This window comes from Microbacterium testaceum, assembly GCF_003075375.1.
Taxonomy (GTDB): domain Bacteria; phylum Actinomycetota; class Actinomycetes; order Actinomycetales; family Microbacteriaceae; genus Microbacterium; species Microbacterium testaceum_E.
The window spans coordinates 39,081-62,814 of record NZ_QDFT01000009.1 but is presented as its reverse complement, the minus strand read 5'-3'; the positions used below and the strand labels follow the sequence as shown (position 1 = coordinate 62,814).

Genomic DNA, 23,734 nt, shown 5'->3' with positions numbered 1-23,734 from the left:
GCGCCGTTTGCGTCCGGGGTGGGGGCGGCGGGAGCCGCCGAAGGGATCACTTCAGGGCACCGGTCCCGAGACCGTTGCGCCAGAAGCGCTGGAGGAGCAGGAAGATGACGATGAGGGGGATGACCGACAGCAGGGCGCCGATCAGGACGAGCCCGCGCAGCTCGGGGATCTGGTTGAGCTGGTTGTTCCAGCCGTAGAGCCCGAAGACGACGGGGAAGAGCTCTTCGCTGCGCAGCATGATCAGCGGCAGGAAGAAGTTGTTCCAGATCGCCACGAACTGGAACAGGAACATGGTCACCAGCGCCGGGCTCATCAGCCGCAGGCTCACGGTGAAGAAGGTGCGGATCTCGCCCGCGCCGTCCAGGCGGCTCGCCTCGAGCAGCTCGTCGGGCACCGACGACGCGGCGAAGATGCGCGCGAGGTACACGCCGAAGGGGCTGACCAGTGACGGAAGGAACACCGCCCAGAACGTGTTGGTGAGCTGCACCTGGCTGAAGATGAGGAACAGCGGCAGGGCGAGGGCCGTGGCCGGGACCAGAACGCCACCGAGCACGACGTCGAACACCAGCTCACGGCCCGGGAAGCGGTACTTCGCCAGCGCGTAACCCGCCATCGCCGCCAGCAGCGTCGCCACGGCGCCGCCGAGGCCCGCGTACAGCAGGGAGTTGCCGAGCCAGCGCAAGAAGATGCCGTCGCGGTAGGCGAACAGGTCGCCGATGTTCGAGAACAGGCGCATGTCGGCGAACCACAGCGGGTTCGTGGTCAGGATGTCGCCGGTGCTCTTGCTCGAGGCCACGAGCAGCCACCACAGCGGCAGCAGGAAGTACACCGTGAAGACGGCCATGACGAGCATCGCCGAGGTGCGCGAGACCAGCGGCTCGCGGACCGCACCGGAGCGGGGGCCGCGGGCGGGACGCGTGCCGCGCGCGGGGCGGAGGGTGGTGACGGCGCTCATGCGTTGCCCTTCTTCTGCATCCACTTCATGAAGCCGAACGACAGCACGAAGGTGGTCACGGCCAGCACCACGGAGAACGCCGCGGCGAGGTTCGCATTGGGGATGGATGCCGTGGCGTACACGGTCATGTTCGGGGTGAAGGTGCTGGTGACCGCCGAGCTGAACGAGCGGAACACCTGCGGTTCGGCCAGCAGCTGCAGCGTGCCGATGATCGAGAAGATCGCGGTCATGACGATCGCCGGACGCACGAGGGGGATCTTGATCGACCACGCGATGCGGAACTGTCCGGCGCCGTCGAGGCGGGCCGCCTCGTAGATCTCGCTGGGGATCGACAGCAGAGACGAGTAGATGATGAGCATGTTGTAGCCCACGTAGACCCAGGTGACGACGTTGGCGATCGACCACAGCACCAGGTCGGCGCCGAGGAAGTCGACGTTCTGCGTCAGGGCCGTGAACGGCGAGAGGTTGGGCGAGAAGAGCGAGCCCCACATGATCGCGGCGATGACACCGGGAACGGCGTAGGGCACGAAGAACGCCAGGCGGAAGAAGCGCTTGCCCTTGAGCAGCGGCGAATCCAGCAGCAGCGCGAAGACCAGGGCGAGGCCCAGCATGACCGGTACCTGCACCACGCCGAAGGCGAGCATGCGCAGCATCGACGACCAGAAGGCCTCGTTCTGGAACACCTGCGCGTACTGCGCGAAGCCGCCGAACACGAGCTCGGCCTTGCCGAAGGTGCCCTCGCGGCGGACGACGAGCAGCGACTGCACGACCGCGAACACGATGGGCAGCACGTAGAACAGCGCGAAGAGCACCGCGAAGGGGGCGAGCAGGATGACGATCGCGCTCTTGAACGGCACGCGCGGGCGCCGGGGCTTCGGCTCGCTCGCGCGCGCGGCCCGCGTCGGGGCCGGGACGGTGGTGGTCACAGGGTCTCCTCGATGATGCGGACGGCTCCGCCGGCGACGGCGACGACGCCCTCGACGGGCTCGCCGGTGATCGCGTCGCGGCCGTGCGCCGCGATCTCGACCGCCTCGGTGGTGTGGTTGACGACGAACGTGAACGCGCGCTCCGCGTCCGCGCGACGCACGACCTCGACGCCCGGGCGGGCGGGGATCGGACGGATGCCGGCGGCCTCGGCCGCGGTCGAGAGCAGGTCGCGGTACGCCTCGGCGGCGGGCAGCGTGGCGAGGTACCACGCGGTGCCGGCACCGACGCGGCGCCGGGTGCGGGCGGGCAGGCCCGCGGCGGGACCGTCGACGAAGCGGGCGTCCACCTCGGCGTCGACCGCGCGCAGGCGCTCCGACCAGATCGATCCGGTGGTGCCGTCGTCGAGCGCGACGGTCTGTGCGGGGCCGAGGGGCGCGAACTCCTCGGAGACGATGCCGAGCAGGTCGCGGAACGCCCCGGGGTAGCCGCCGAGGCGCACGCGGTCGCGCTCGTCGACGATGCCGCTGGCGAAGGTGATCACGGCCGTGCCGCCGGCCTCGACGAAGCGGGCGATGCGCTCGGCGTCGGCGTCGCGGACGAGGTGCAGGGCGGGGACGACGACCAGGCGGTAGGCGGACAGGTCGGCGCCGGCCGAGATGACGTCGGTGGATACGCCCGCCGCGGCGAGGGCGGCGTGGGCCGCGTGCACCTGGTCGAGGTAGCGGACGTCCTCGCTGGGGCGGCCCTCGTTCTCGAGCGCCCACCAGCTCTCCCAGTCGAACAGCACCGCGGCGTCCGAGACGACGGTCGAGCCCGCGACCGGCTGCAGGGCGCGCAGGGTTCGGCCGAGTTCGATGACGCTGCGCCACTGGGCGGTGTCGGTGCCGGCGTGCGGCAGCAGGGCGGAGTGGAACTTCTCCGCGCCCTGCGCCGAGGCCCGCCACTGGAAGAAGCAGATGCCGTCCGCACCGCGGGCGACGTGCGAGACGACGTTGCGCAGCAGCTCGCCCCGGCCCTTGGCGAGGTTGTGGGGCTGCCAGTTGACCGCACCGGTGGAGGTCTCCATCAGCAGCCAGGGCGTTCCCGCGGCGAGGCCGCGGGTGAGGTCGGCCGCGAAGCTCAGCTCGGCGAGCGGGTCGGGCAGGCGCCGGTCGAGGTAGTGGTCGTTGGCGATGACGTCCATCTCGCCGGCCCACGAGAAGTAGTCGAGGGCGCGGATGTGCGCGGTGACCATGAAGTTCGTCGTGACCGGTGCCGAGCTGCGCGCGCGGATCACGGCGGCCTCGGCGCGGTACAGCTCGAGCTGCTGGTCGGACGAGAAGCGCTGGAAGTCCAACAGTTGACCGGGGTTGCGCAGCGACAGGGCCGCCATCGGGGGCAGGATCTGGTCCCAAGCGCTGTAGCGCTGACTCCAGAACGAGGTGCCCCACGCGGCGTTGACGGCGGCGAGCGAGCCGTAGCGTGCCTCGAGCCACGCGCGGAACGCGACGGCGCTGGCGTCGCAGTAGCAGAGGGCGTTGTGGCATCCGAGTTCGTTCGAGACGTGCCACATGGCCAGGGCGGGGTGGTCGGCGTAGCGCTCGACGACGCGACGGCTGAGTTCGGCGGCGTACCCGCGGAAGATCGGCGAGCTGGGGCAGTAGGCCTGGCGTCCGCCGGGGAAGCGGCGCGTGCCGTCCTCGGTGACGGGGAGGATCTCGGGATGCCGTGCCGTCACCCACGGCGCGGGCGAGGCCGTCGCCGTGCCGAGGTTGACCCGGATGCCGTGCGCGTGGGCGAGGTCCATGACCTCGTCGAGTTCGTCGAAGGTCCAGACGCCGCGGTCGGGGTTGATCCACGACCACCCGAAGATGTTGACGGCGACCAGTCCCACGCCGGCCTCGCGCATGAGGCGCATGTCCTCGTCCCAGACGTCGCGGTCCCACTGCTCGGGGTTGTAGTCGCACCCGAACACCAGACCCTCGCGGGTCAGCGAAGACAGCGGAGCGTCCTCTCGGGTCCGAGGGGCCAGATGGTCGACGGCAAGCATCCGGGGGTCGCTCCTTCGCGGGTTCTGTGAACGTGCACACATCCGCGATGTCCGGAGCGGGATCGAAAATGTGTGAACGTGCACATACTGACACGGGGCGGCGCGGTCGTCAACTGCCGGCTTTCGCTAGGCTGACCCCATGACGCCTCCTCCGCCCGGGCGCCGGCGCAGCACCGTGCACGACGTGGCGAAGGCGGCCGGGGTCTCGCGAGGCACCGTGAGTCGCGTTCTGAACGGCGGATACGTCTCGGAGCACGCGCGAGAGGCCATCCAGACCGCGATCCGCGAGGTGGGCTACGTCCCCAACAACGCCGCGCGCACGCTCGTCCGCCAGCGCACGCAGGCGGTCGGCTTCATCGTCCACGAGCCCCACTCGCTGTTCCTCGAAGACCCCAACATCGGCGGCATCCTGCTGGGTGCCAACACCGCTCTGTCGCAGGCCGACTACCAGATGGTGTGTCTCGTGATCGACACCGATCGCGACACCGACCGCGTCGCGCGTTACCTCAGCGGCGGCTTCGTCGACGGCGCGGTCATCGTCTCGGCCCGTCAGCACGACCCCATCACCGATGTCGTGGAGCGCCTCGGCCTGCCCGTCGCCTACGTGGGCCACCCGCCGGGCATCAGCCGGCCCTGGGTCGGCATCGACAACCTCGGCGCCGCGCGGGCCATCACCGCGCGCGTGCGTTCCTCCGGGCGCCGGCGCATCGGCATGATCGCCGCCGCCCTCGATCGCGACTCGGGCAGCGACCGTCTCGCGGGGTTCCGCGAGGCTCTGGGGGATGACTTCGACGAGACGCTCGTCGAGTCCGTGCCGCTCTACGCCTTCGCCGACGGAGAGGCGGGCATGCGGCGCCTGCTCGAGCGCGCCCCCGACATCGACGCCGTCTTCGGAGCCTCGGATGCCGTGGCCGCCGGCGCCGTCCAAGCGCTGCGGGCCGCCGGTCGCCGGGTGCCCGACGACGTCGGGGTCGTGGGGTTCGACGACAGCGCGTGGGCGCGGCGCACCGACCCGCCGTTGACGACGGTCGATCAGCCGGCCGAGGGTCTGGGTGCCGCGGCCGCCGAGGCCGTGCTGGTGCAGCTGTCGGGTGGCGTCGCCGATGCCGGGGGCATCCTGCTCGACGCGCCGATCGTCTGGCGCGCGTCGGTCTAGCCCCGCCCTCGCGCGCTCCGTCGGCGTCGCGTCGCGCGGGCGTCGGTCGCGGTTCTGGCGTTCGGGGCGCCGTTCTGCGTTCGGGGCGCGAGATTTCCGCCCCGAGCGCAAGAACCCGCCCCGAACCGGGGGCACGGCGTCAGCGCGGCTCGTGCCATCCCCGTTCGAGGATGCGGAAGCCCGCCTCGATCGTGGCGGCGGCGTCGTCGTGCTCGAAGGCGAGCAGCTGCAGCTGCAGCACTGTTCGCGCGTACACCCGGGTCTCGGCATCCGGCTCGCTCTGCCCCGTCGTCTGGGCGATGGCCTCGGCCAGGGCGTCTTCGTGGCGCAGCCACATCCGCGACGCATAGTCGTGCAGGGCGGGGGTGTCCGCGATCAGCTGCATGAAGCGTCGCCTTTGCGCGCCCGCGGGATCGAAGGCGAGATCGAGGAGCTCGCGCCGGTAGAGGTCGCGCAGCGCGTCCGAGACCGAGGTGCCGGGGCCACGATCGCGCACGGCGGCGACGAGCATCTCGCGTTGGGCATCGTCCTCGTCGAAGACGAGGGCCTCTTTCTGAGGGAAGTGCGCGAAGACGGTCGTGGGCGACACGTCGGCGGCGTCGGCGATCTCTCGGATGCTGACCTCGTCGAATCCCCGCTCGATGAAGAGAAGGGTCGCGGCGTCCGAAATGGCCTTTCGCGTCGCGGCCTTCTTGCGCTCGCGGCGACCCACCTCTGCACTCATGGCAACAGTGTACCGGTCTCGCTCCGAAACTGTATTGACACCGAAACTGGTACGACTACAGTTACGGCATGACTTCACTTCAGCCCCCTCGCGAGCGCGGCCGTCGCGCCTGGACCATGCTCGTCGTCATCACGACGCTCACCACCGCCGGTATGACCGTCGTGCTGCCGGTGCTCCCCTTCGTGGTGCTGCGCTACGTGGCGAACCCCGCCGACCTGGCCGTGTGGGTCGGCATCCTCGAGACCATCAACGCGCTGTGCGCCTTCCTGGTCGCCCCGTTCCTCGGCCGCATCTCCGACCGCTTCGGTCGTCGGCCGGTGATCATCGTCGCCGGCTTCGGCGCCGCCCTCGGCTTCCTGCTCTTCGGTGTCGGGGGTGCGATCTGGGTGCTGCTGCTCGGCCGCATCGTGCAGGGCGTCACCGCCGGCGACCTTCCCGCCCTCTTCGCCTACCTCGCCGACATCACCCCGCCCGACAAGCGCGCTCGCCGCTTCGGGGTGCTCGGCGCGACCGCCGGAATCGGCACGATGGTCGGCCCCGCTCTCGGCGGCGCCCTCGCCGCGATCGACGTCGACCTGCCCGTGTTCGTGACGGCCGGGCTCGCCCTGACGGTCGCAATCCTCAGCATCTTCCTGCTGCCCGAGAGCCTCGACCCCGACAAGCGCATCGCCACCCTCGATCTGCGGGCGGTGCACCCGTTCGCGATGTTCCGCGGTGTCTTCCGTCGGCCGGAGCTGCGCGGATTGATGATCGGGCTGATCCTCGTCGGGCTGCCGTTCGGCTTCTTCGTCAACAACTTCAGCGTGCTCGCGCTGGACGCGATCTCGTGGAGCCCGACCGCGATCGGCCTGCTCACCGCGTGCGTCGGCATCATCGACATCGCGATCCAGGGCGTGCTGCTCGGCCTCCTGCTACCGCGCATCGGCGAGCGGGGCGTCGTCGTCAGCGGCATCGTCACCCAGGCGATCGGGCTCGTCGCCCTCGCCGGGGTCGCGTCGCTGTTCGCCCAGCCGTGGCTGTTCGTCGTCGGTGCGCTGACGCTCGCGGCGGGCCAGGGCGCGGCTCAGGCAACGATGGACGGTCTGCTCTCCAACGCCGTCGCCGACGACGAGCAGGGCTGGATCGCCGGGGCTGCGCAGTCCCTCAACGCCGCCGTCGGAACGGTCGCGCCGCTGGTCGCGGGCCTGCTCTACGCCCACGTCGCGCACGCGGCGCCCTATGTGCTGGGTGCCGCGCTCATGATCGCCGCCGCGGTGGTCATCGGCCGCACGCGCTTCACGAGCCCGTCACTCCGGTCGAAGGCCCCGGATGCCGCGGAGTCCGCCGTCTCGACGCCGTGAGGCCTTGCCGCGGGTCAGCGCAGGGCGATGCTCGCGGCGTCGCGGATGGTGCGAAGCGGCGAAGCTGCCACCCGCACGACGGTGAGGGCCACCCCGACGCACCCCGCGGCGATCCCGGCCCGGGTGCCCAGGGCTTCGCCGGCGAGGCCGCCGAGGCCCGCCCCGATCGCGACGACGCCGTAGGAGATCCACCGCACGGTCGCGTTCACTCGTCCGAGCAGGTGGTCGGGCGTCCGCAGTTGCCGCAGGGTGAGAGCCACCACGCTCGAGAGCGACGTGCCCGCGCCGTTGATCGCGAAGACACCCACCAGGGCGGCGACGATCACGGGCGGCGACCACGCGGCATCCACGAACGGGATGACGCCGAGAACGAGGCTCTCGGCTCCGGCGCAGGCGATGAGCACCGGTCCGACGCCGAACCGCCGCACGCTCGCGGGGGCGGCCGCGGCGCCGACCACGGCTCCCGCCGCGCCGAGACTGAAGACGAGACCGAGATGCCCCGCGGTCAGGCCTAGCTCGCGCACGGCGTGCACGAGCAGCAGCACGGTGATCCATTGAGCGAACAGGTTGTAGATCGCCGAGAAGCCCACGAGCGAGACCAGGAAGCGATCGTGTCGGACGAAACGCAGTCCCTCGCGCAGCTCGACGAGGGCGCCGCGGCGCTCGGGGAGGGGGCCGGGCTCGGAGGAACGGATGCCGAGGAGCGCCACGGCCGACACGGCATAGGTCACGGCCTGGGAGAGGAGGGCCCACGGGGCCGTCAGGGTCTGCACGAGCCACCCGCCCAGGCCCGGTCCCCCGACCTGGGCGGCGGAGGCGGTGGCCTGCAACCGCCCATTGGCTCGCTCGAGGTCGTCTCGCGCGGCGACCGTGGGGAGGAACGATTGGTACGCCACCTCGAACGCGACAGTGAAGGCCCCGATGACGAAGATGATTCCCAGCAGCACGGGGAGGGTCAGCGAACCGGCCACAGCCACGGCGACGAGAACGACGATGAGGGCCGCGCGCGCGATGTCGGCGGCGACGAGGACGGGCCGCCGTCGGCGCCGGTCGACCAGGACGCCCAGGGGGAGCGCGAGCAGCAGGAACGGCAGCCAGCGGGCGACCCCGACGAGCCCGGCCTCCGCGGCCGTCGCGTGCAGGACCACCACGGCCAGCAGGGGGACGGCGAGATCACCGACCTGGCTGCCGACAGCCGAGGTCGTCTGCGCCAGCCAGAACCGGTGAAAGTCTCGGCTCAGTCGTTTTCTAACGGGTGTATCCGTCTTCACCCGTTAAACGTCTCGTCTGGAAACGTAACGCGTCAAGACCGTCTCGCGCATTACGCTGTCGAGTATGGGCGCGACGACCTTTCCCCGCGTCGGGGGCCACCCGGCCTTCGACCTCGTCGACACGGTGCACTGGCGCCTCGACGACGCGCGCGCGATCGACACGCTGCCGGACGTCGAGGCGGTGCTCGAGTGGTGCGCCGAGATCGACCTGGTCGACTCCGACGCCCTCCGCGCTCTCGCGTCCGCCGCGCGCGAGACGGCGGCCCCGGAACACACCGCAATCCTCGCGCTCCGCGAAGCCGTCTACGAGGCCGTCTTCGAGGACTCTCCGGATGCCGTGGCCCTCATCGCCCGCGAGCACATCGACGCCCTCAGCCGTTCGCGCCTGCACCGTGACGGCGACCGGTGGCACTGGCATCCGCCCGCCGATCGAACCGGTCCGCGTGCGGCGATCGCCCTGCTCGCCCACGACCTGCTGACCTCGGATCTGCGCGCGGCGCGACAGTGCGGCGACGACGCGTGCGGCTGGGTGTACCTCGACACCTCTCCTCGGCGCAACCGCATCTGGTGCACCGCCGCGGGCTGCGGCAACCGCAACCGCGTCAAGCGCCACCACGCGCGAACGCGCGCCTGACGCCGAACCGCCGTCAGGCCCGGTCGCCCCACGGCATCGGGCGTTCGGGGTCACGCGAGCTGTCGTCGGGCAGGGGTGGGAGAGCCTCGCCGCCCGCGCGGATGCAGAGCCACCGCAGCTCGCCCTCCCCGTCCGGGGTCGCGCGCCACGTGCGCCAGACGTTCTGACCGACCCGCACGACGCTGCCGGGGCCGACGTCGATCACGTCGTCGTCGAGACCCATCTGGCCGCGCCCCTCGAGGAAGACGTACAGCTCCTCGACCCGGGTGTGCCGGTGCCAGTAGCCCGCCTCCTCTCCGGGGAGGAGCGCGTTCGCCGTCATCCCGATGAACTGCATGGTCAGCTCCTGGTCGACGACGCGTCGCCCGTCGCGGGAGCGGGCCGGGGCGAACCCGCCGAAGTGGTCGCGCCAGTCGTCCAGCCCACCGATCTCGGTGATCTCGTAGTCGCTCATCGGTTCTCGCTCTCGTTCGCGGGGTCTGTCCGCTGCCAGCCGTCTGCGGTGCGACGGTAGATCGTGCGCAGGTGCCGACGGTCGGGGGAGCCCTGCCAGAACTCGACGCGGTCGGGGACGAGTCGCCAGAGCACCCACGCGCCCGGCTCGATCCCGTCGCGGGCGGCGGCGGACCGGGCGGCGAGGTCGGCGGCGCTGTCTTCGGCGGACGCTTCGACCACCCGCCCGCGCACGCGCACGGCTCGCAGGACCGCGGGCCACCAGAAGTTCAGCGCCGCGGCGGGCTGTGCCGCGAGCTGCGCCCCCTTGGCGGAGGCGCGCGGGCCGGCGAAGGCCCACCCCTCCGGGCCGAGATCCTTGAGAATCAGCGTGCGCGCATCCGGGATGCCGTCGGCATCGACCGTCGCGAGGGTCGCGCCGTGCGCTTCGACGACGCCGGCGTCCAGGGCCTGCCGGATCCACCGCTCGAACAGCGCCTCCGGTGCGTCGGGGAGCGGCGCGGCATCCCGTTCGGGGGGAGTCCCCGTGAGCGAAGGGATCGACCGGAGCCACGCAGCCATCGTCATGCCCCCATCCTGCTCCTCCCGAGCCCGGACTCTCCCGTGCGAGGCGCCACGATCGGGCATTCCGGCGCTTCGGGAGCGACAGGAACCGGCGCCTCGCGCGCGGGCGTGGCCGCGCGGGCCCTGGGTCGGCCGCCGGGCGGGAGGGGCGCCACTAGAACAGGGGATGCCACGAGAACAGGCCGACCCGCGAGGGATCGGCCTGTTCTTGGCGCACGCGCCTGTTCCCGTGACGGGCTACTCCTCGAGCTGCCCCAACGACGGTTCGGCGACGAACCGCGCGACCGGCTCGACCGCGTGCTCCAGCTCGAGCACGACGATCTCGTTCGCACCGGCGCGGGTGGCGGGGCCGGGCACGTAGAGCGTGTTCTGCGGCACGTTGTTCCAGTACCGGCCAAGGAAGAAGCCGTTGACGAACGCGTAGCCCTTGCCCCACGAGCGCGTGTCGAGGAACAGGTCCGCGGGGGCGTCGAGGTCGAAGGACCCGCGCAGGAGAGCGCGACCGAACGCGCCGGTCCCGCTTCCCGTGGCGGCCTCGAGGGCGACGGGGGTCGCCGTCCATCCGGTCAGCGGCTCGCCGTTCAGCGTGACCGGACCGATGAGTCCCTTCGCCTCACCGAGACGGTCGGCGTAGTTCACCCGACCCTGGTCCTCGACCAGCACCGTCAGGCGCGCGCCCGCCGGGATGGTCAGAGCGCGCTCGTGCAGCGTCCGCGACAGGCGGCCGACGGGCGTGCCGTCGACGTGCACCCACGCCAGGTCGCGGATCTCGTCGAACACGAGGGCCGCGGGGCCGGTGAACGCGGGCAGCGCGACGTCGTAGCGCACGAGCGGGCCGAGGTGCGCGAGCTGCTCGAAGCTCGGCGGGTCGTCGGCCATCGCCGTCGGGGCGGCGCCCGGCATCCAATCCCCCTCGCCCGACAGGGCGACCTCGAGGACGGGGGCCTCGGGCCGGGGACCGGGAACGTCCGAGGGCACGGGCGCGTACTTGGCGATGACCTCGCGGAACGCGTGGAACTTCGCCGTCGGGTGGCCGGACTCGTCGATCGGGGCGTCGTAGTCGTACGAGGTGACGATGGGGTCGAAACGGCCCTTGTCGTTCGCGCCGTTCGTGGTGCCGAAGTTCGTCCCGCCGTGCACCATGTAGATGTTGACCGAGGCGCCGGCCGCGAGCAGCACATCCAGATCGTGGGCGGATGCCGCGGGGTCGGTCGTGTGGTGGATGCTGCCCCACCAGTCGAACCAGCCGTCCCAGAACTCGCTGCACATGAGCGGTCCCGTGGGCTGGTGCTGGCGGAGGGTCTCGAGGCGCTCGGCGGAGCGCGAGCCGAACGAGCCGGTCAGGTGCAGCTCGGGCAGGTTCCCCGCCTCGAGCATCCACGGCATCGGCTGGTCGACGGTGGTCAGCGGCACGGTGATGCCGGCGTCCTTCGTCACGCGCACGAGTTCGCGCAGGTAGTCCTTGTCCGAGCCGTAGGCGCCGTACTCGTTCTCGATCTGCACGAGCACGACGTTGCCGCCGCGGTCGATCTGACGGGGAGCGACGATCTCATACACGCGCCGCAGATACTCCGACACCGCCTCCACGAACCGCGGTTCGAAGCGACGGATGCCGATCCCCGGCGTCGAGGTCAGCCATACCGGCAGCCCGCCGTTGTGCCACTCCGCGCAGATGTACGGTCCCGGGCGCACGATCGCGTGCAGTCCCTCGGCGGCGATCAGGTCGAGGAAGCGGCCCAGGTCGTTCCAGCCCGTGGCATCCCACTCCCCGCGGACGGGCTCGTGCGCGTTCCACGCGACGTAGGTCTCGATGGTGTTCAGGCCCATCGCCTTGGCGGTGCGGATGCGGTCCGCCCAGTGCTCGGGGTGGATGCGGAAGTAGTGCAGCGTTCCCGAGATGACCTGGTGGGGTCGTCCGTCGAGCAGGAAGTCGGTCTCGCCGAGGGAGAAGGTCGTCACGATGTCTTTCGGTATCAGTCGGTCAGGCGCGCGGTCAGGCGCAGCCAGGCGAGGGCGGGAAGGGTGAAGCGCAGGATGCCGTCGGCTCCCGCCTCGACCGGCAGCGCGGTCGGGGCGACGGGTTCGGCGTCGGCGGAGTTGGTGGTGTGACGGTCGCCGCCGTCCGGAACCGTGACGACCACGGCCTCGACGTCGGTCACGCGCCCCAGATCGAGCTCGACGGCCGTGGACTGCTCGAGGTCGCGGTGAGCCAGGAACACCGCGACGGTGTCGCCGTCCACGGTGGCGACGGCGTCGACGGCATCCACCGTTCCGTGGCGGGCGGTGTCGATGCGGGCGCCGTCGACGCGGGGGAGGACGACGTGCCCGGTCGCCGCCTTCGCGGTGAGCGCGAAGGGGTGGAAGGTGCTCTGCCGCCACGCCGGACCGCCGTCGGGCTCGGTGCGGATGGGGGCGATGACGTTGACGAGCTGCGCGAGGTTGGCCATCGACACCCGGTCGGAGCGGCGGATGAGGGTGATCAGCAGGGAGCCAACGACGACGGCGTCCGTGACGGTGTAGTCGTCCTCGATCAGGCGCGGCGCGATCGGCCAGTCGCCGGTGAAGACGCGGGGCTTGTCGACCTCGTTCCAGCGGGTCTGGTTCCAGACGTTCCACTCGTCGACGCTGATGCCGATGAGACCCCCGTCGGGGGCGGTTGCGCCGGTGGCGTCGATGATGTCGACGACATCGCCGATGTAACGGTCCAGGGCGGCGCCGCTCGCGAGGAAGCTCGCCGGATCGGCGGGGTCCTCCTCGTAGTACGCGTGCACCGAGATGTGGTCGATCAGGCCCGCGGTGTGGCGCAGCACCGTGCGCTCCCACTCGCCGAAGGTGGGCATCTCGTGGTTGGAGCTGCCGGCGGCGACCAGCTCGACGTCGGGGTCGATGAAGCGCATCATGCGCGCGGTCTCGGCCGCGAGGCGGCCGTACTCGTCGGCGGTCTTGTGCCCGATCTGCCACGGGCCGTCCATCTCGTTGCCCAGGCACCACAGACGGATGCCGAAGGGCTCGTCGCGCCCGTTGTCGCGACGGCGCTCGCTCAGGGCGGTGCCCGAGGGGTGATTGGCGTACTCGAGCAGGTCGGCGGCCTCGGCGACGCCGCGCGTGCCGAGGTTGACCGCCTCCATAACCTCCAGGCCCGCGGCATCCGCCCATTCGGCGAACTCGTGCAGCCCCACCTGGTTGGTCTCGGTGCTGTGCCACGCGGCATCCAGTCTCACCGGACGCGCCTCGCGCGGTCCGACGCCGTCCTCCCACCGGTAGCCCGAGACGAAGTTGCCGCCGGGGTAGCGCACCACCGTCGCCCCCAGCTCGCGCACCAGCTCGAGCACGTCGGCGCGGAAGCCCGCCGCGTCCGCCGTACCGTGCCCGGGGGAATGGATGCCGTCGTACACGCAGCGGCCCATGTGCTCCACGAACGAGCCGAACAGGCGGCGCGGAACCGGGGCACCGGTCGCGGAGCGATCGACGACGATGCGGGTGGGGGAGGTCATTCGGGTGTCTCCTCGCGGGGAAGGGAAGGGGGCGGGTCGCAGACGAACAGATGCGACCCGCCCCCGCGCGGATTGTTACTTGTTGACCGAGAAGCCCTGGTCGTTGCCGTACTGGACGAGCTGGTCCTGCCAGGTCGTCAGACCGGTGTTGAGGTCGCTCTTCGATGCGTAGGACTGGCCGACCGTGTCGCTGAAGATGCTGTTGGCGAACACCTGGAACGGCAGGTAGCTCCAGCCCTCACGGACCTCGCTCGAGGCCTGCGTCAGCACCTCGTTGATCTTCTGGCCGCCGAAGTAGCTCGACTCCTGCTCGACGAAAGCGGGGTCGCTGAGCTGCGCGGTGGTGGAGGGGAAGCCGCCGGACTCCGCGAAGATCTTGAGGCTCTCCTCGTCGTTGTTCAGCCACTTGAGGAAGCCGGCCGCCAGAGCCGGGTTCTTGCTCTGCTTGACGACCGCCTGGCCGCCGCCGCCGTTCTCGGCGGTCACCGCCGTGCCGTCATAGGTGGGGATGGGGGCCACGGCCCACTTGCCCGAGCCGTCCTTGACCGACGACTCCAGCACGCCCGGCATCCAGGCGCCCGTGATCAGCGAGGCGATCGAGCCGTCGCCGAGCCCCTTGAACCACTCGTCGCTCCACGCCGGGGTGTCGGCGAGCAGGCCGCCCTCGACGAGGCGGTTCCAATTGTCGGCGAACTTCTTCGAGCCCTCGTCCTGCAGGTCGATCGTGACGTCGGTGCCCGAGGTCTTGAACGGGGTGCCGCCGGCCTGCCAGATCATGCTGGTCGCGAAGCCCGAGTCGCCGGTGTCGGCGGTGATGTACTTCGACGGGTCCGCCGCGTGCAGCTTCTGCGCTGCCGCGTAGTACTCGTCCCACGTCTTGGGGGCCGAGATGCCGGCCTGGTCGAAGACCTCTTTGTTGTAGAAGAGGGCCATGGGGCCCGAGTCCTGCGGAAGACCGTAGATCTTGCCGTCGAACTCGACCGAGCCCCACGGGCCCGAGCTGTAGTCGCCCGAGAGATCGCCGAAGCCGTACGACGACAGGTCGAGCAGCGAGTCCGAGAGTGCGAACTGGGGGAAGGCGTAGTACTCGATCTGCACCACGTCGGGGGCGCCGGAGCCCGCCTTGATGGCGTTCTGCAGCTTGGTGTACTCCTCGGTGTTGGTGCCAGCGTTGACGAGGTTCACCTTGACGTTCGGGTACTTCGCCTGGAAGGCGGCGACCTGCGCTTCGGCGGAGGGCGTCCACGACCAGTACGTGATCTCGCCGCCGGCCTCGAGCGCCTTCTCGATGTCGTCGGCCGAACCGGCCGCGCCGCCGCCGGCGTTGCCGCCCGAGCACGCGGTCAGTGCGCCCACCGTCAGGGCGGTGGCGGCGACGGCGAAGACGGTCCGCCGGACGGCGGAGCCCTTGCGCATGAATGTCATCGGATTCCTCTACTTCGTTGTTGTGGATGTGGTGCGGATGCTGCTGCGGCGACCCGCGGGCGGGTTGCTGCGGTGGGGGGTCAGGGGATCACTGCTTGACGCTGCCGGCGCTCAGGCCCGACTGCCAGAAGCGCTGCAGCACGAGGAACGCGGCGACGATCGGGATGATCGACAGCAGTGCTCCGGTGATCACGAGGTTGTAGATGGGCTGCGCGCCGACGCCGATGGCCTGCGCGTTCCACTGATTGAGGCCGACCGTGAGCGGGTACCACGCCGGGTCGCTCAGCATGATCAGCGGGAGGAAGTAGTTGTTCCACGTCGCCACGACCGCGAAGAGCAGCACGGTGACGATGCCGGGGGTGAGCAGCCGGATCGAGATGGTGAAGAACGTGCGGAACTCGCCCGCTCCGTCCATGCGGGCGGCCTCGAGCAGCTCGGTGGGGATCGCGTCCGAGGCGTAGACCCAGATCAGGTACAGCCCGAACGGGCTGATCAGAGAGGGGATGATGATCGCCCACGGGGTGTTCGTCAGGCCGAGCTGGCTGAACAGCAGGAACGTCGGCACCGCCAGGGCCGTGCCGGGGACGGCGATCGCGCCGAGAACCACGGCGAAGACGGCCTTGCGCCCGCGGAAGTTGTACTTGGCGAGACCGTATCCGGCGAGGGTGGCGAGCAGCGTCGCGCCGCCGGCGCCGACCACGACGTACAGCAGCGTGTTGCCGAGCCACCGGACGAAGATGCCGTCCCGGTAGGTCAGGGTCTGCGCGATGTTGTCGAAGAGCGCGAAGCTGTTGCCCGGGCCCAGGCCGAAGGTGGTGAACAGGTCGGGCTGGGTCTTCGTGGCGTTGATGACCAGCCACGCCAGGGGCACGAGCGTGTACAGCAGGTACAGGCCCATCACGATGCTGAGCACCAGCGACTTCTTGCTGCGGGTCGGCGACGTGCGCGCGAAGCGGGCGCGGCCGGTGCCTCGCGAGGTGGTCACGGCGACGGTGTCGGTGCGGGGTGCGGTCGCGGTGGTCATCGCGCCTCCTGACGTGAGCCGCGCAGCTGCACGACGTAGGCGATGACGGCGGTGATGACGCCCATGATGATGGCGATCGTGGCCGCGTAGTTGTACTGCTGGCCGGCGAACGAGAGGTTGTAGGCGTACATGTTCGGCGTGAAGAACGTCGAGATCGTGTTCGGGGCCAGCGGCTTGAGGATGTTGGGCTCGTTGAAGAGCTGGAAGCTGCCGATGATCGAGAAGATGGTCGCGATGACGATCGCGCCGCGCACCGCGGGGATCTTGATCGAGAAGATCGTGCGCCACGCGCCCGCTCCGTCGATGGATGCCGCTTCGTACAGCTCGGTGGGGATGGTCTTCAGCGACGAGTAGAAGATGAGCATGTTGTAGCCCACGAACTGCCAGGTCACGATGTTGCCGATCGACAGCAGCATCCACTCGGGGAGGAAGGGCTGGACGTAGGTACCGCCGAGCAGGTCGTTGAGGTTGCGCGTGAGGCCGAACTGGTCGCCGTAGATGTAGCCCCACATGAGCACCGCGACGACGGCGGGCACGGCGTAGGGCAGGAAGATCACGATGCGGTAGAAGCCGGCGGCGTGCAGCCGTGCGCTGTCGATCGCCAGGGCTGCGGCCAGGGCGAGCACCAGCATGATCGGCACCTGGACGACGAGGAAGGCCCCGACGCGACCGAAGCCGTCCCAGAACTTCGGGTCGGCGAACGCGGTGACGTAGTTGTCGAGACCCACGAAGGCGTTGCCGCCGATGAGCTGATCGCGGAACAGGCTCAGGTAGATCGAGTACGCCAGCGGCGCCAGGAACACGAGCGCGAAGATCAGCGCGAAGGGGGCGACGAACAGCCAGCCGCGGTCGTCGATTCGTGCGCGCCGCTTGCGCCGCGGAGTGCGCAGGGCGGGCGGGGGTGCCGCGGTGGTCGTCATCGTCCGGTGCCTCTTCATTGGTGCGCATCCCGGTCGGGTTGGCCGGGATGTTGACGTAAACATAACCCGACCGCGCTAGGGTGTCAACGTCAACATCCGAGGGGGCCGACATGAGCGAGACGACGACGACGTCGACCGCGATCCCGACGCGCGAACGCCGACGAGAGGTGTCGATGGCCGACGTGGCCGCGGCTGCCGGCGTGTCGGGACAGACCGTCTCGCGCGTCGCGAACGGACGCGCGAACGTCGACCCCGACACCCGCCAGCGCGTCCTGGACGCGATGGCCACGCTCGGCTACCGCCCCAACAGCGCCGCCCGCGCGCTGCGATCGGGCCGGTTCCGCAGCATCGGCGTCATCATGTTCTCGCTCAGCTCGTACGGCAACACGCGCACCCTCGACGCTCTGGCGTCGGTTGCCGCGGCATCCGGTTACTCGATCACCCTCATCACCGTGCAGTCGGCGTCGCAGTCCGACGTGTCGGGGGCGTTCCTGCGCCTGCGCGAGCACGCGGTCGACGGCATCGTGATCCTCATCGAGACGCACCGGCTGGGTGAGAACGAGCTATCGATCCCCTCGGGTCTTCCGGTCGTGGTCGTCGATTCGAGCGCTGATTACCCCTACGCCGTCGTCGACAACGACCAGGCGCAGGGGGCCCGGCTGGCGACCGAGCACCTGCTCGATCTGGGCCACGAGACGGTGTGGCACGTGTCGGGTCCGCCCGAGTCCTTCGCCGCCGAGCGTCGCCGCATCGCCTGGCGCGAGGCCCTCGAGGATCGGGGATGCCGCGTCCCCGACGTGCAGATCGGCGACTGGACGGCCGAGTCGGGCCACCGCATCGGCGCAGAGCTGGCGGTGCGGCCCGAGGTGACCGCGGTGTTCGCGGCGAACGACCAGATGGCGCTCGGCGTCATCCGCGCCCTGCACGAGGCGGGGCGGGCGGTTCCCGGCCAGGTGAGCGTCGTGGGCTTCGACGACATGCCCGAGGCGGCCAACTTCTGGCCGCCGCTGACCACCGTCCGCCAGCGCTTCCAACGCGTCGGCGAAGAGGCGATGAGCGCGTTGATCGCCGACATCGAGGGGCCGGGTGGCGAGCACGCCCGCACCCTCGTGCCGACGTCGCTCGTCGTCCGGGCGAGCTCCGGCCCGCGCTGAGCCGGGCCGCCGTCGCCCGACCCCGAGGCGGTCTCAGCGCTCGGCGACCGCGGAGCCGTGCCCGTGCGGTCGCCTTCCGCCCCGGGCGGGCTCGCGCCGCCCGGGCATTGCGGCGGCGGTCGGCTCTCCCGTAGGCTCGCTGTTGACGTCAACATGTTGACGTCAACACGCCCCCACCGAGGTCGCGCCGATGCGACCGGATCGGAATGACGATGACGTCGATTCGACTGCTGTCGATGACCTGCGCCGTGGCCCTGGCCGCCGGCGCGCTCGGAGCCGCGGCCGCCGTGGCACCCCCTCCGGCCCACGCGGCCGGGTCCGCGCCCGTGCGCATCACCCCCAATCCCGCCACCGCGTCCGAGAAGCCCTTCGAGGGGTGGGGCACGAGCCTCGTCTGGTTCGCTAACGCGACCGGCGGCTATCCCGCCGACGTCCGGCAGAAGCTCTACGACGCCGTGTTCGGCGACGACGGGCTCAACCTCAACATCGCCCGGTACAACATCGGTGGCGGCAACGCCACCGACGTTCCCTCGTACCTGCGCCCGGGTGGAGCGGTGCCGGGATTCTGGAACCCCGACCTCGCCGCGAGCGACGCGAACGGGCCGATCACCTCGACCTACGCCGATCGCGACCGCTACAAGGCGGCCTGGAATCCGGACGACCCCGCCTCGTACGACTTCGACGCCGATGCCGGTCAGCGCTGGTGGCTCGACGCGCTGAAGAACAAGGTCACCCACTGGGAGGCGTTCAGCAACTCGCCGCCGTACTTCCTCACGCAGAGCGGCTACGCCTCGGGAGGCATCAACAACGCCACCAGCGAGCAACTCGCCCCGGCCGACATGGACAAGTTCGCCGGCTACCTCGTCACCGTCGTCGATGAGCTCGAGAAGAAGCACGGCATCACCTTCGACACGATCGATCCGTTCAACGAGCCCAACACCAACTACTGGTCGACGCAGATCCCCGACGGCGCGACCTGGCCGACCGGTGGACGTCAAGAGGGCGCTCACATCGGACCGCAGGCGCAGGATGCCATGGTCAAAGCGCTCGCGGCGCGTCTGGCGCAGCCGAGCACTACGACCGACGCCGTCATCTCGGCGATGGACGAGACCAACCCCGGCATCTTCGCCACCAACTGGAACGCGTGGTCGGCGCAGTCCAAGGCGCTCGTGGACCAGCTGAACGTCCACACCTACGGCACCGACGGGCGTCCGGTGGTCCGTGACATCGCCAAGGCCGCGGACAAGCCGCTGTGGATGAGCGAGGTCGAGGGCAACTGGACCGCGCAGGACAAGGGCTTCGTCACGAACGACATCGACAACGGCATCGGCATGGCGCAGCACATCGTGGGCGACCTGCGCGAGCTCGAGCCGGACGCGTGGGTGTTCTGGCAGCCCGTCGAAGACCTCTACAACATGGAGAAGGTCGAGAAGCTGAACTGGGGCAGCGTCTTCATCGACTTCGACTGCAACGCCGAGGGCGAGTCCGAGCGACGGATCGCGGACGGCGAGGCCGACCCCTCGTGCAAGGTGCTGACCAACGAGAAGTTCAACACCGTGCGCAACTTCACCCACTTCATCACACCCGGGGCGCACCTGATGGCGACCGACGACGCGCAGTCCACCGCGGCGCTCGACGCCGACGGCACGGGCGCGACCATCGTCCACGTCAACGCCGAGGACGCGGACCGCACCGTCGAGATCGACCTGCGCGACTTCGGGGCGATCGCTCCCGGGGCGACGGTCACCCCGATCGTGACGACCCAGTCGACCGTCGAGGCGCCGTCCTCGAACGCGCTCGTGCGCGGAGAACCGGTCGCCGTGGACACGGCATCCCGCACCGCCACCCTCACCATCCCCGCGAAGTCGGTGGTGACCTTCCAGATCGACGGGGTCTCGGGTGTCTCCGCCGACGCCGCCGCCTTGCGCGACGGTCGGACCGTTCAGCTGACGGGACTGCAGAGCGGCCTCGCCCTCGACGCGTCGTCGACCCTGGCCGTCCGGGCCCCGGCCACGACGGCCGAGGCTGCGCGCGCGCAGTCCTGGACCGTGCGCACGATCGACGGTGAGGGCACCAACCGGCACCGCTTCACGCTGCAGAACGGCACGGGGAAGTTCCTCGCCTCACGGGGCGGCGGCACCGCGCTCGTCGACGCCGACCTGACCGCGGCGGCGGCCGACCCCTCCCTGCAGTGGATGGCATCCACCGTCGACGGCACGTACTACTCGGTCCTGAACGTCGCGGCCGAACGCGTGCTCGACGTCAACGGCGGCAGCTCCACGCCCGGGGCGGCGGTCGGTCTGTGGACGTCCAACGGCGGCGGCAATCAGCAGTGGCGCATCGCCGGAACGGCCGTCGTCGGCGCCAAGCCGGTCTCGGTCGCCACCGCTGTCGGCGTCACGCCGACGCTGCCCGAGACGGTCGCCCTGCGCTACGGCGGTTCGACGCCGCGCAGCGCCGCGGTGACGTGGCAGCTCGAGGGCGTGGACTTCTCGCGCCCCGGCACGGTCCAGGTACGCGGCACCGGCACCGACCTTTTCGGAGCGCCCTTCGAGGCGACCGCGACGGTTGAGGTCGGCGCGTTCACCGCGACGCGGCCGGCGTCGGTCACCGTCCCCGCCGGCAGCGCCCTCGGCACCGTGCAGAAGCAGGCGGATGCCGAGGTCCAGGCCGAACTGCGCCCCTCGGGCGCGGGGTACGGGGTGCCCGTCGTGTGGAGCTGGGACGGACTGAGTGACGCGTCGTTCGCGGCACCGGGGACCGTCGAGGTCGCCGGCGTGGCGACGGGGCCCAGCGGCGAGAAACTGCCGGCGCGCCTGACGGTCATCGTCACGGCCGCCTCGGAGCACAACGTCGCCCCGCAGAGCCAGCCGGCAGCGACGTTCACCGAGAGCGCGCAGTACGACGTCCGCAACACCATCAATGGCAGCATGACCGACAAGGGATGGTCGAACTGGCGTTCGGGCACCAAGAACGAGCAGGACACGCTGAGCTACCGTCTGGCCCAGCGCGAGACGCTCACGCACGTCGACGTGCAGTTCTACCGCGACGGAGCGACCCTCAGCTGGCCCACCTCGATCCGGGTGGACCACCGTCTCGCCGACGGCGAGTGGGTGCCGGGCGCGGCCACGCCGGTTCCCGATCCCGCGAGCGGTGCGCCGCGCGTGAGCGTGCCGCTCACGGGTGCGGCCGACGAGGTGCGCGTGGTCATGACCGCGCGCCCGCAGACGCACATGATCGTGTCCGAGGTCGAGATCTACGCGGCCGCCCCCGCCCCCGCCGGCATCGCCGATCTGGCGCGGCTGACGGTCGGCGACGAGCCCGTCGCGGGCTTCGACCCCGACACCCTCGCGTACACGGTCACCTCCACCGGGGCGGCCTGGCCGAGCCTGCACGCGCTCGCCGTGGACGAGGACGCACGCGTCGTCGTCACGCAGCCGGGCGCGACCGATCCGGCCGCACGTGCGGTCGGCGGCGTTGGCACGGTCGAGGTGACCGCCCCCGACGGGATGGCGCGCACGTACACGGTGACGGTGAACCGTGCCGTGGGCGTGGGCACTCCGGTCGTCACCGGAGAGCCGCGCGTGGGATCGACCGTGCGGGCCACGGCGACCACCGATCCCGCGGATGCCGTCCTGGCCTTCGCGTGGCTGCGCGACGGATCGCCGATCGACGGCGCCACGGCCGACGCCTACGCGCTGACCGCCGCGGACGCGGGTCGCGAGATCAGCGTCGCGGTGACGGCGACGGCATCCGGGTTCCAGGACGGTAAGAGCCGCTCGGGCGTGCTGGTCCCGGCCGCGGTGGTCGACCCGAGCACGGGTGGGTCGAACGGCGGCACTCCCGACACGGGCGGTTCCGGCGGCGTGACCCCCGGCACGGGCGCCCCGGGCGCGGGCGCCCCCGGCGCGGGGACCGGCACGGGAACGGGCGGTGGTACCGGGGCGGGCACTCCGGGCGCGACCGACGCGGCCGGAAAGGCCTCGGGTCGGCCTCTCGCGGCGACGGGTCTGAACGCCGAAGGCGTGACGGCCACGGCGATCACCGCCCTCGTGCTGCTGCTGGCCGGTGCGGGCGCGGTGGTGCTGCGCCGCCGCCGCTCGCGGGTCTGAACGTCAGAGGGCCGCGTCGGATCGTTCGAAGGCGACCGGCGCGGCCCCCGGCGTCGTCCTTCACCCGTTTGCACGTGCGTGCAAGCCCGTCTTTTCGCGACCCGGCGAGAGCACAATGGAACCCGTCCCAATAGACCCCACCGAGGAGACCCATGCACGTCAACGCCTACGCGGCGTCGTCCGCGACCTCACCCCTTGAGCCCACGACCATCGAGCGCCGTGAGGTCGGCCCGAAGGACGTCCTGATCGACATCGCCTACGCCGGCATCTGCCACTCCGACATCCACACCATCCGGGGCGAGTGGGGCCAGGTGCCCTACCCGCTGACCGTCGGCCACGAGATCGTCGGCACCGTCGCCGAAGTCGGCTCCGAGGTCACCAGCCACAAGGTCGGCGACCGCGTCGGCGTCGGCTGCATGGTCAACTCGTGCCGCGAGTGCGAGAACTGCCTCGCGGGCGAGGAGCAGTACTGCGAGAAGGGCAACATCGGCACGTACGGCGCCAAGGACGTCGACGGCACGATCACGCAGGGCGGCTACAGCGAGAAGATCGTCGTCGACGAGCACTTCGTGCTGCGCGTGCCCGAGTCGATCCCCTACGAGAAGGCCGCGCCGCTGCTGTGCGCCGGCATCACGACCTACTCGCCGCTGAACCACTGGAACGCCGGCCCCGGCAAGAAGGTCGCGGTCGTCGGCCTCGGCGGTCTCGGCCACATGGCCGTCAAGATCGCCCACGCCATGGGCGCCGAGGTCACCGTGCTCTCGCAGACGCTGAGCAAGAAGGACGACGGCCTGAAGATGGGCGCCGACCACTACTACGCGACGAAGGACGACGAGACCTTCGACAAGCTGAAGAAGCACTTCGACCTCATCATCAACACCGTCAGCGCGCCGCTCGACCTCAAGCAGTACCTGGGTCTGCTGGCGCTGAACGGCACAATGGTCAACGTCGGCGCCCCGCCGGAGCCGCTGCCCATCCAGGTCTTCACGCTGTTCACCAACCGTCGTTCCTTCGCGGGTTCGTCGATCGGCGGCATCCGCGAGACCCAGGAGATGCTCGACTTCTGCGCCGAGAACGGCATCGCGCCCGAGACCGAGCTCATCTCGGCCGACCAGATCAACGAGGCCTACGAGCGCGTGCTGAAGAGCGACGTGCGCTACCGCTTCGTCATCGACGCGAAGACCTTCGCCCCCGCCTGATCCCCGATCCGGCCCGGATGCCACGGCCCCGACGTTCTGCGGAGCGTCGGGGCCGCGGCATCCCCGCCCCCCCTCGCCGATAAACGCCCTCAGTGCTGAAACACGCGGCGTCACCGCGTGTTTCGCACGGATCGGCGTTTATCGGCGTGGCGGGCGGGACGGTCGGGCGCGCGCGCCGCGGGGTTCCTGCGCGGCGGAGGTCCGCTGCCCTCTCGCCGATAAACGCCCTCCGTGCTCACACACGCGGCGTTGCCGCATGTTTCGCACGGATCGGCGTTTATCGGCGAGCACCGACCCGCGCGCGCCCGCGCCGTCGCGACCCCGGGCCCCCGGCATCCCCGGCGCCCCCGGCG

The 23,734-nt window shown here is 70.7% G+C and carries 18 protein-coding genes; 6 read left to right on the top strand and 12 right to left on the bottom strand.

Translation table 11 applies throughout. The annotated features are described in order from the left end of the window. Positions 1–46: 46 nt before the first annotated feature. The 3 genes from DC432_RS05585 to DC432_RS05575 are packed head-to-tail and all read right to left on the bottom strand — an operon-like array spanning position 47 to position 3,911. Entirely contained in the window at positions 47–955 is a 909-nt protein-coding gene (locus DC432_RS05585) for a carbohydrate ABC transporter permease (protein WP_116537026.1), read from the bottom strand. Continuing rightward, on the bottom strand, positions 952–1,881 hold the full coding sequence (locus DC432_RS05580; protein ID WP_116537025.1) for a carbohydrate ABC transporter permease: 930 nt from the start codon (positions 1,879–1,881) through the stop codon (positions 952–954). The genes DC432_RS05585 and DC432_RS05580 overlap by 4 nt, the downstream gene beginning before the upstream one ends. Then, on the bottom strand, positions 1,878–3,911 hold the full coding sequence (locus DC432_RS05575) for a beta-galactosidase (protein ID WP_116537024.1): 2,034 nt from the start codon (positions 3,909–3,911) through the stop codon (positions 1,878–1,880). Before DC432_RS05575 ends, DC432_RS05580 begins: the two co-directional genes overlap by 4 nt. A gap of 139 nt (positions 3,912–4,050) precedes the next feature. Here DC432_RS05575 and DC432_RS05570 point away from each other — a divergent pair, with 139 nt between their 5' ends. Continuing rightward, positions 4,051–5,067 (top strand): LacI family DNA-binding transcriptional regulator, encoded by a 1,017-nt coding sequence (locus DC432_RS05570; RefSeq protein ID WP_116537023.1) that lies wholly within the window; start codon positions 4,051–4,053, stop codon positions 5,065–5,067. A 139-nt stretch (positions 5,068–5,206) separates the two neighbouring features. Here DC432_RS05570 and DC432_RS05565 read toward each other — a convergent pair whose 3' ends face one another. After that, a complete protein-coding gene (locus DC432_RS05565) occupies positions 5,207–5,791 on the bottom strand; it encodes a TetR/AcrR family transcriptional regulator (protein ID WP_108317097.1) in 585 nt (194 codons plus the stop codon). 68 nt (positions 5,792–5,859) lie between these two features. On the opposite strand from DC432_RS05565, the gene DC432_RS05560 reads away from it, so the two are divergent. Next, positions 5,860–7,131: an MFS transporter gene (locus DC432_RS05560; RefSeq protein WP_243393044.1), complete on the top strand. Its 1,272-nt coding sequence runs from the start codon at positions 5,860–5,862 to the stop codon at positions 7,129–7,131. Between the two features lie 14 nt (positions 7,132–7,145). On the opposite strand, the gene DC432_RS05555 is transcribed toward DC432_RS05560, so the two are convergent. Then, complete coding sequence (locus DC432_RS05555) at positions 7,146–8,402, bottom strand: MFS transporter (RefSeq protein WP_116537021.1); 1,257 nt, start codon at positions 8,400–8,402, stop codon at positions 7,146–7,148. Positions 8,403–8,466: 64 nt separating this feature from the next. Here DC432_RS05555 and DC432_RS05550 point away from each other — a divergent pair, with 64 nt between their 5' ends. Beyond that, complete coding sequence (locus tag DC432_RS05550; protein WP_116537020.1) at positions 8,467–9,036, top strand: CGNR zinc finger domain-containing protein; 570 nt, start codon at positions 8,467–8,469, stop codon at positions 9,034–9,036. Positions 9,037–9,049: 13 nt separating this feature from the next. Here DC432_RS05550 and DC432_RS05545 read toward each other — a convergent pair whose 3' ends face one another. The 7 genes from DC432_RS05545 to DC432_RS05515 form a co-directional block, all read right to left on the bottom strand. Next, positions 9,050–9,490, bottom strand: a complete 441-nt coding sequence (locus tag DC432_RS05545; RefSeq protein ID WP_108317093.1) for a cupin domain-containing protein — start codon at positions 9,488–9,490, stop codon at positions 9,050–9,052. Further along, entirely contained in the window at positions 9,487–10,056 is a 570-nt protein-coding gene (locus DC432_RS05540) for a pyridoxamine 5'-phosphate oxidase family protein (protein ID WP_116537019.1), read from the bottom strand. Before DC432_RS05540 ends, DC432_RS05545 begins: the two co-directional genes overlap by 4 nt. Before the next feature lie 234 nt (positions 10,057–10,290). Next, the gene (locus DC432_RS05535) at positions 10,291–12,012 is read right to left on the bottom strand and encodes a glycoside hydrolase family 35 protein (RefSeq protein ID WP_116537018.1); all 1,722 of its coding nucleotides are present in this window, start codon (positions 12,010–12,012) and stop codon (positions 10,291–10,293) included. A 14-nt stretch (positions 12,013–12,026) separates the two neighbouring features. Next, positions 12,027–13,547 carry an alpha-N-arabinofuranosidase gene (locus tag DC432_RS05530; RefSeq protein WP_116537017.1) on the bottom strand — a complete coding sequence of 507 codons (1,521 nt, stop codon included), beginning with the start codon at positions 13,545–13,547 and terminating at the stop codon, positions 12,027–12,029. 75 nt (positions 13,548–13,622) lie between these two features. Next, positions 13,623–14,972 carry an ABC transporter substrate-binding protein gene (locus DC432_RS05525; RefSeq protein WP_116537016.1) on the bottom strand — a complete coding sequence of 450 codons (1,350 nt, stop codon included), beginning with the start codon at positions 14,970–14,972 and terminating at the stop codon, positions 13,623–13,625. An 88-nt stretch (positions 14,973–15,060) separates the two neighbouring features. Next, positions 15,061–15,870, bottom strand: a complete 810-nt coding sequence (locus tag DC432_RS05520; protein ID WP_108318357.1) for a carbohydrate ABC transporter permease — start codon at positions 15,868–15,870, stop codon at positions 15,061–15,063. A gap of 122 nt (positions 15,871–15,992) precedes the next feature. Further along, positions 15,993–16,916: a carbohydrate ABC transporter permease gene (locus DC432_RS05515; RefSeq protein WP_116537015.1), complete on the bottom strand. Its 924-nt coding sequence runs from the start codon at positions 16,914–16,916 to the stop codon at positions 15,993–15,995. A gap of 110 nt (positions 16,917–17,026) precedes the next feature. Between DC432_RS05515 and DC432_RS05510 the strand changes: the two genes are divergently transcribed. From DC432_RS05510 to DC432_RS05500, 3 genes are all read left to right on the top strand, one after another. Then, a complete protein-coding gene (locus DC432_RS05510) occupies positions 17,027–18,070 on the top strand; it encodes a LacI family DNA-binding transcriptional regulator (RefSeq protein WP_165801189.1) in 1,044 nt (347 codons plus the stop codon). A gap of 212 nt (positions 18,071–18,282) precedes the next feature. Continuing rightward, positions 18,283–22,182 (top strand): glycoside hydrolase, encoded by a 3,900-nt coding sequence (locus tag DC432_RS05505; protein WP_207770758.1) that lies wholly within the window; start codon positions 18,283–18,285, stop codon positions 22,180–22,182. A 152-nt stretch (positions 22,183–22,334) separates the two neighbouring features. Further along, positions 22,335–23,381: an NAD(P)-dependent alcohol dehydrogenase gene (locus DC432_RS05500; RefSeq protein ID WP_108320543.1), complete on the top strand. Its 1,047-nt coding sequence runs from the start codon at positions 22,335–22,337 to the stop codon at positions 23,379–23,381. Positions 23,382–23,734 lie beyond the last annotated feature (353 nt).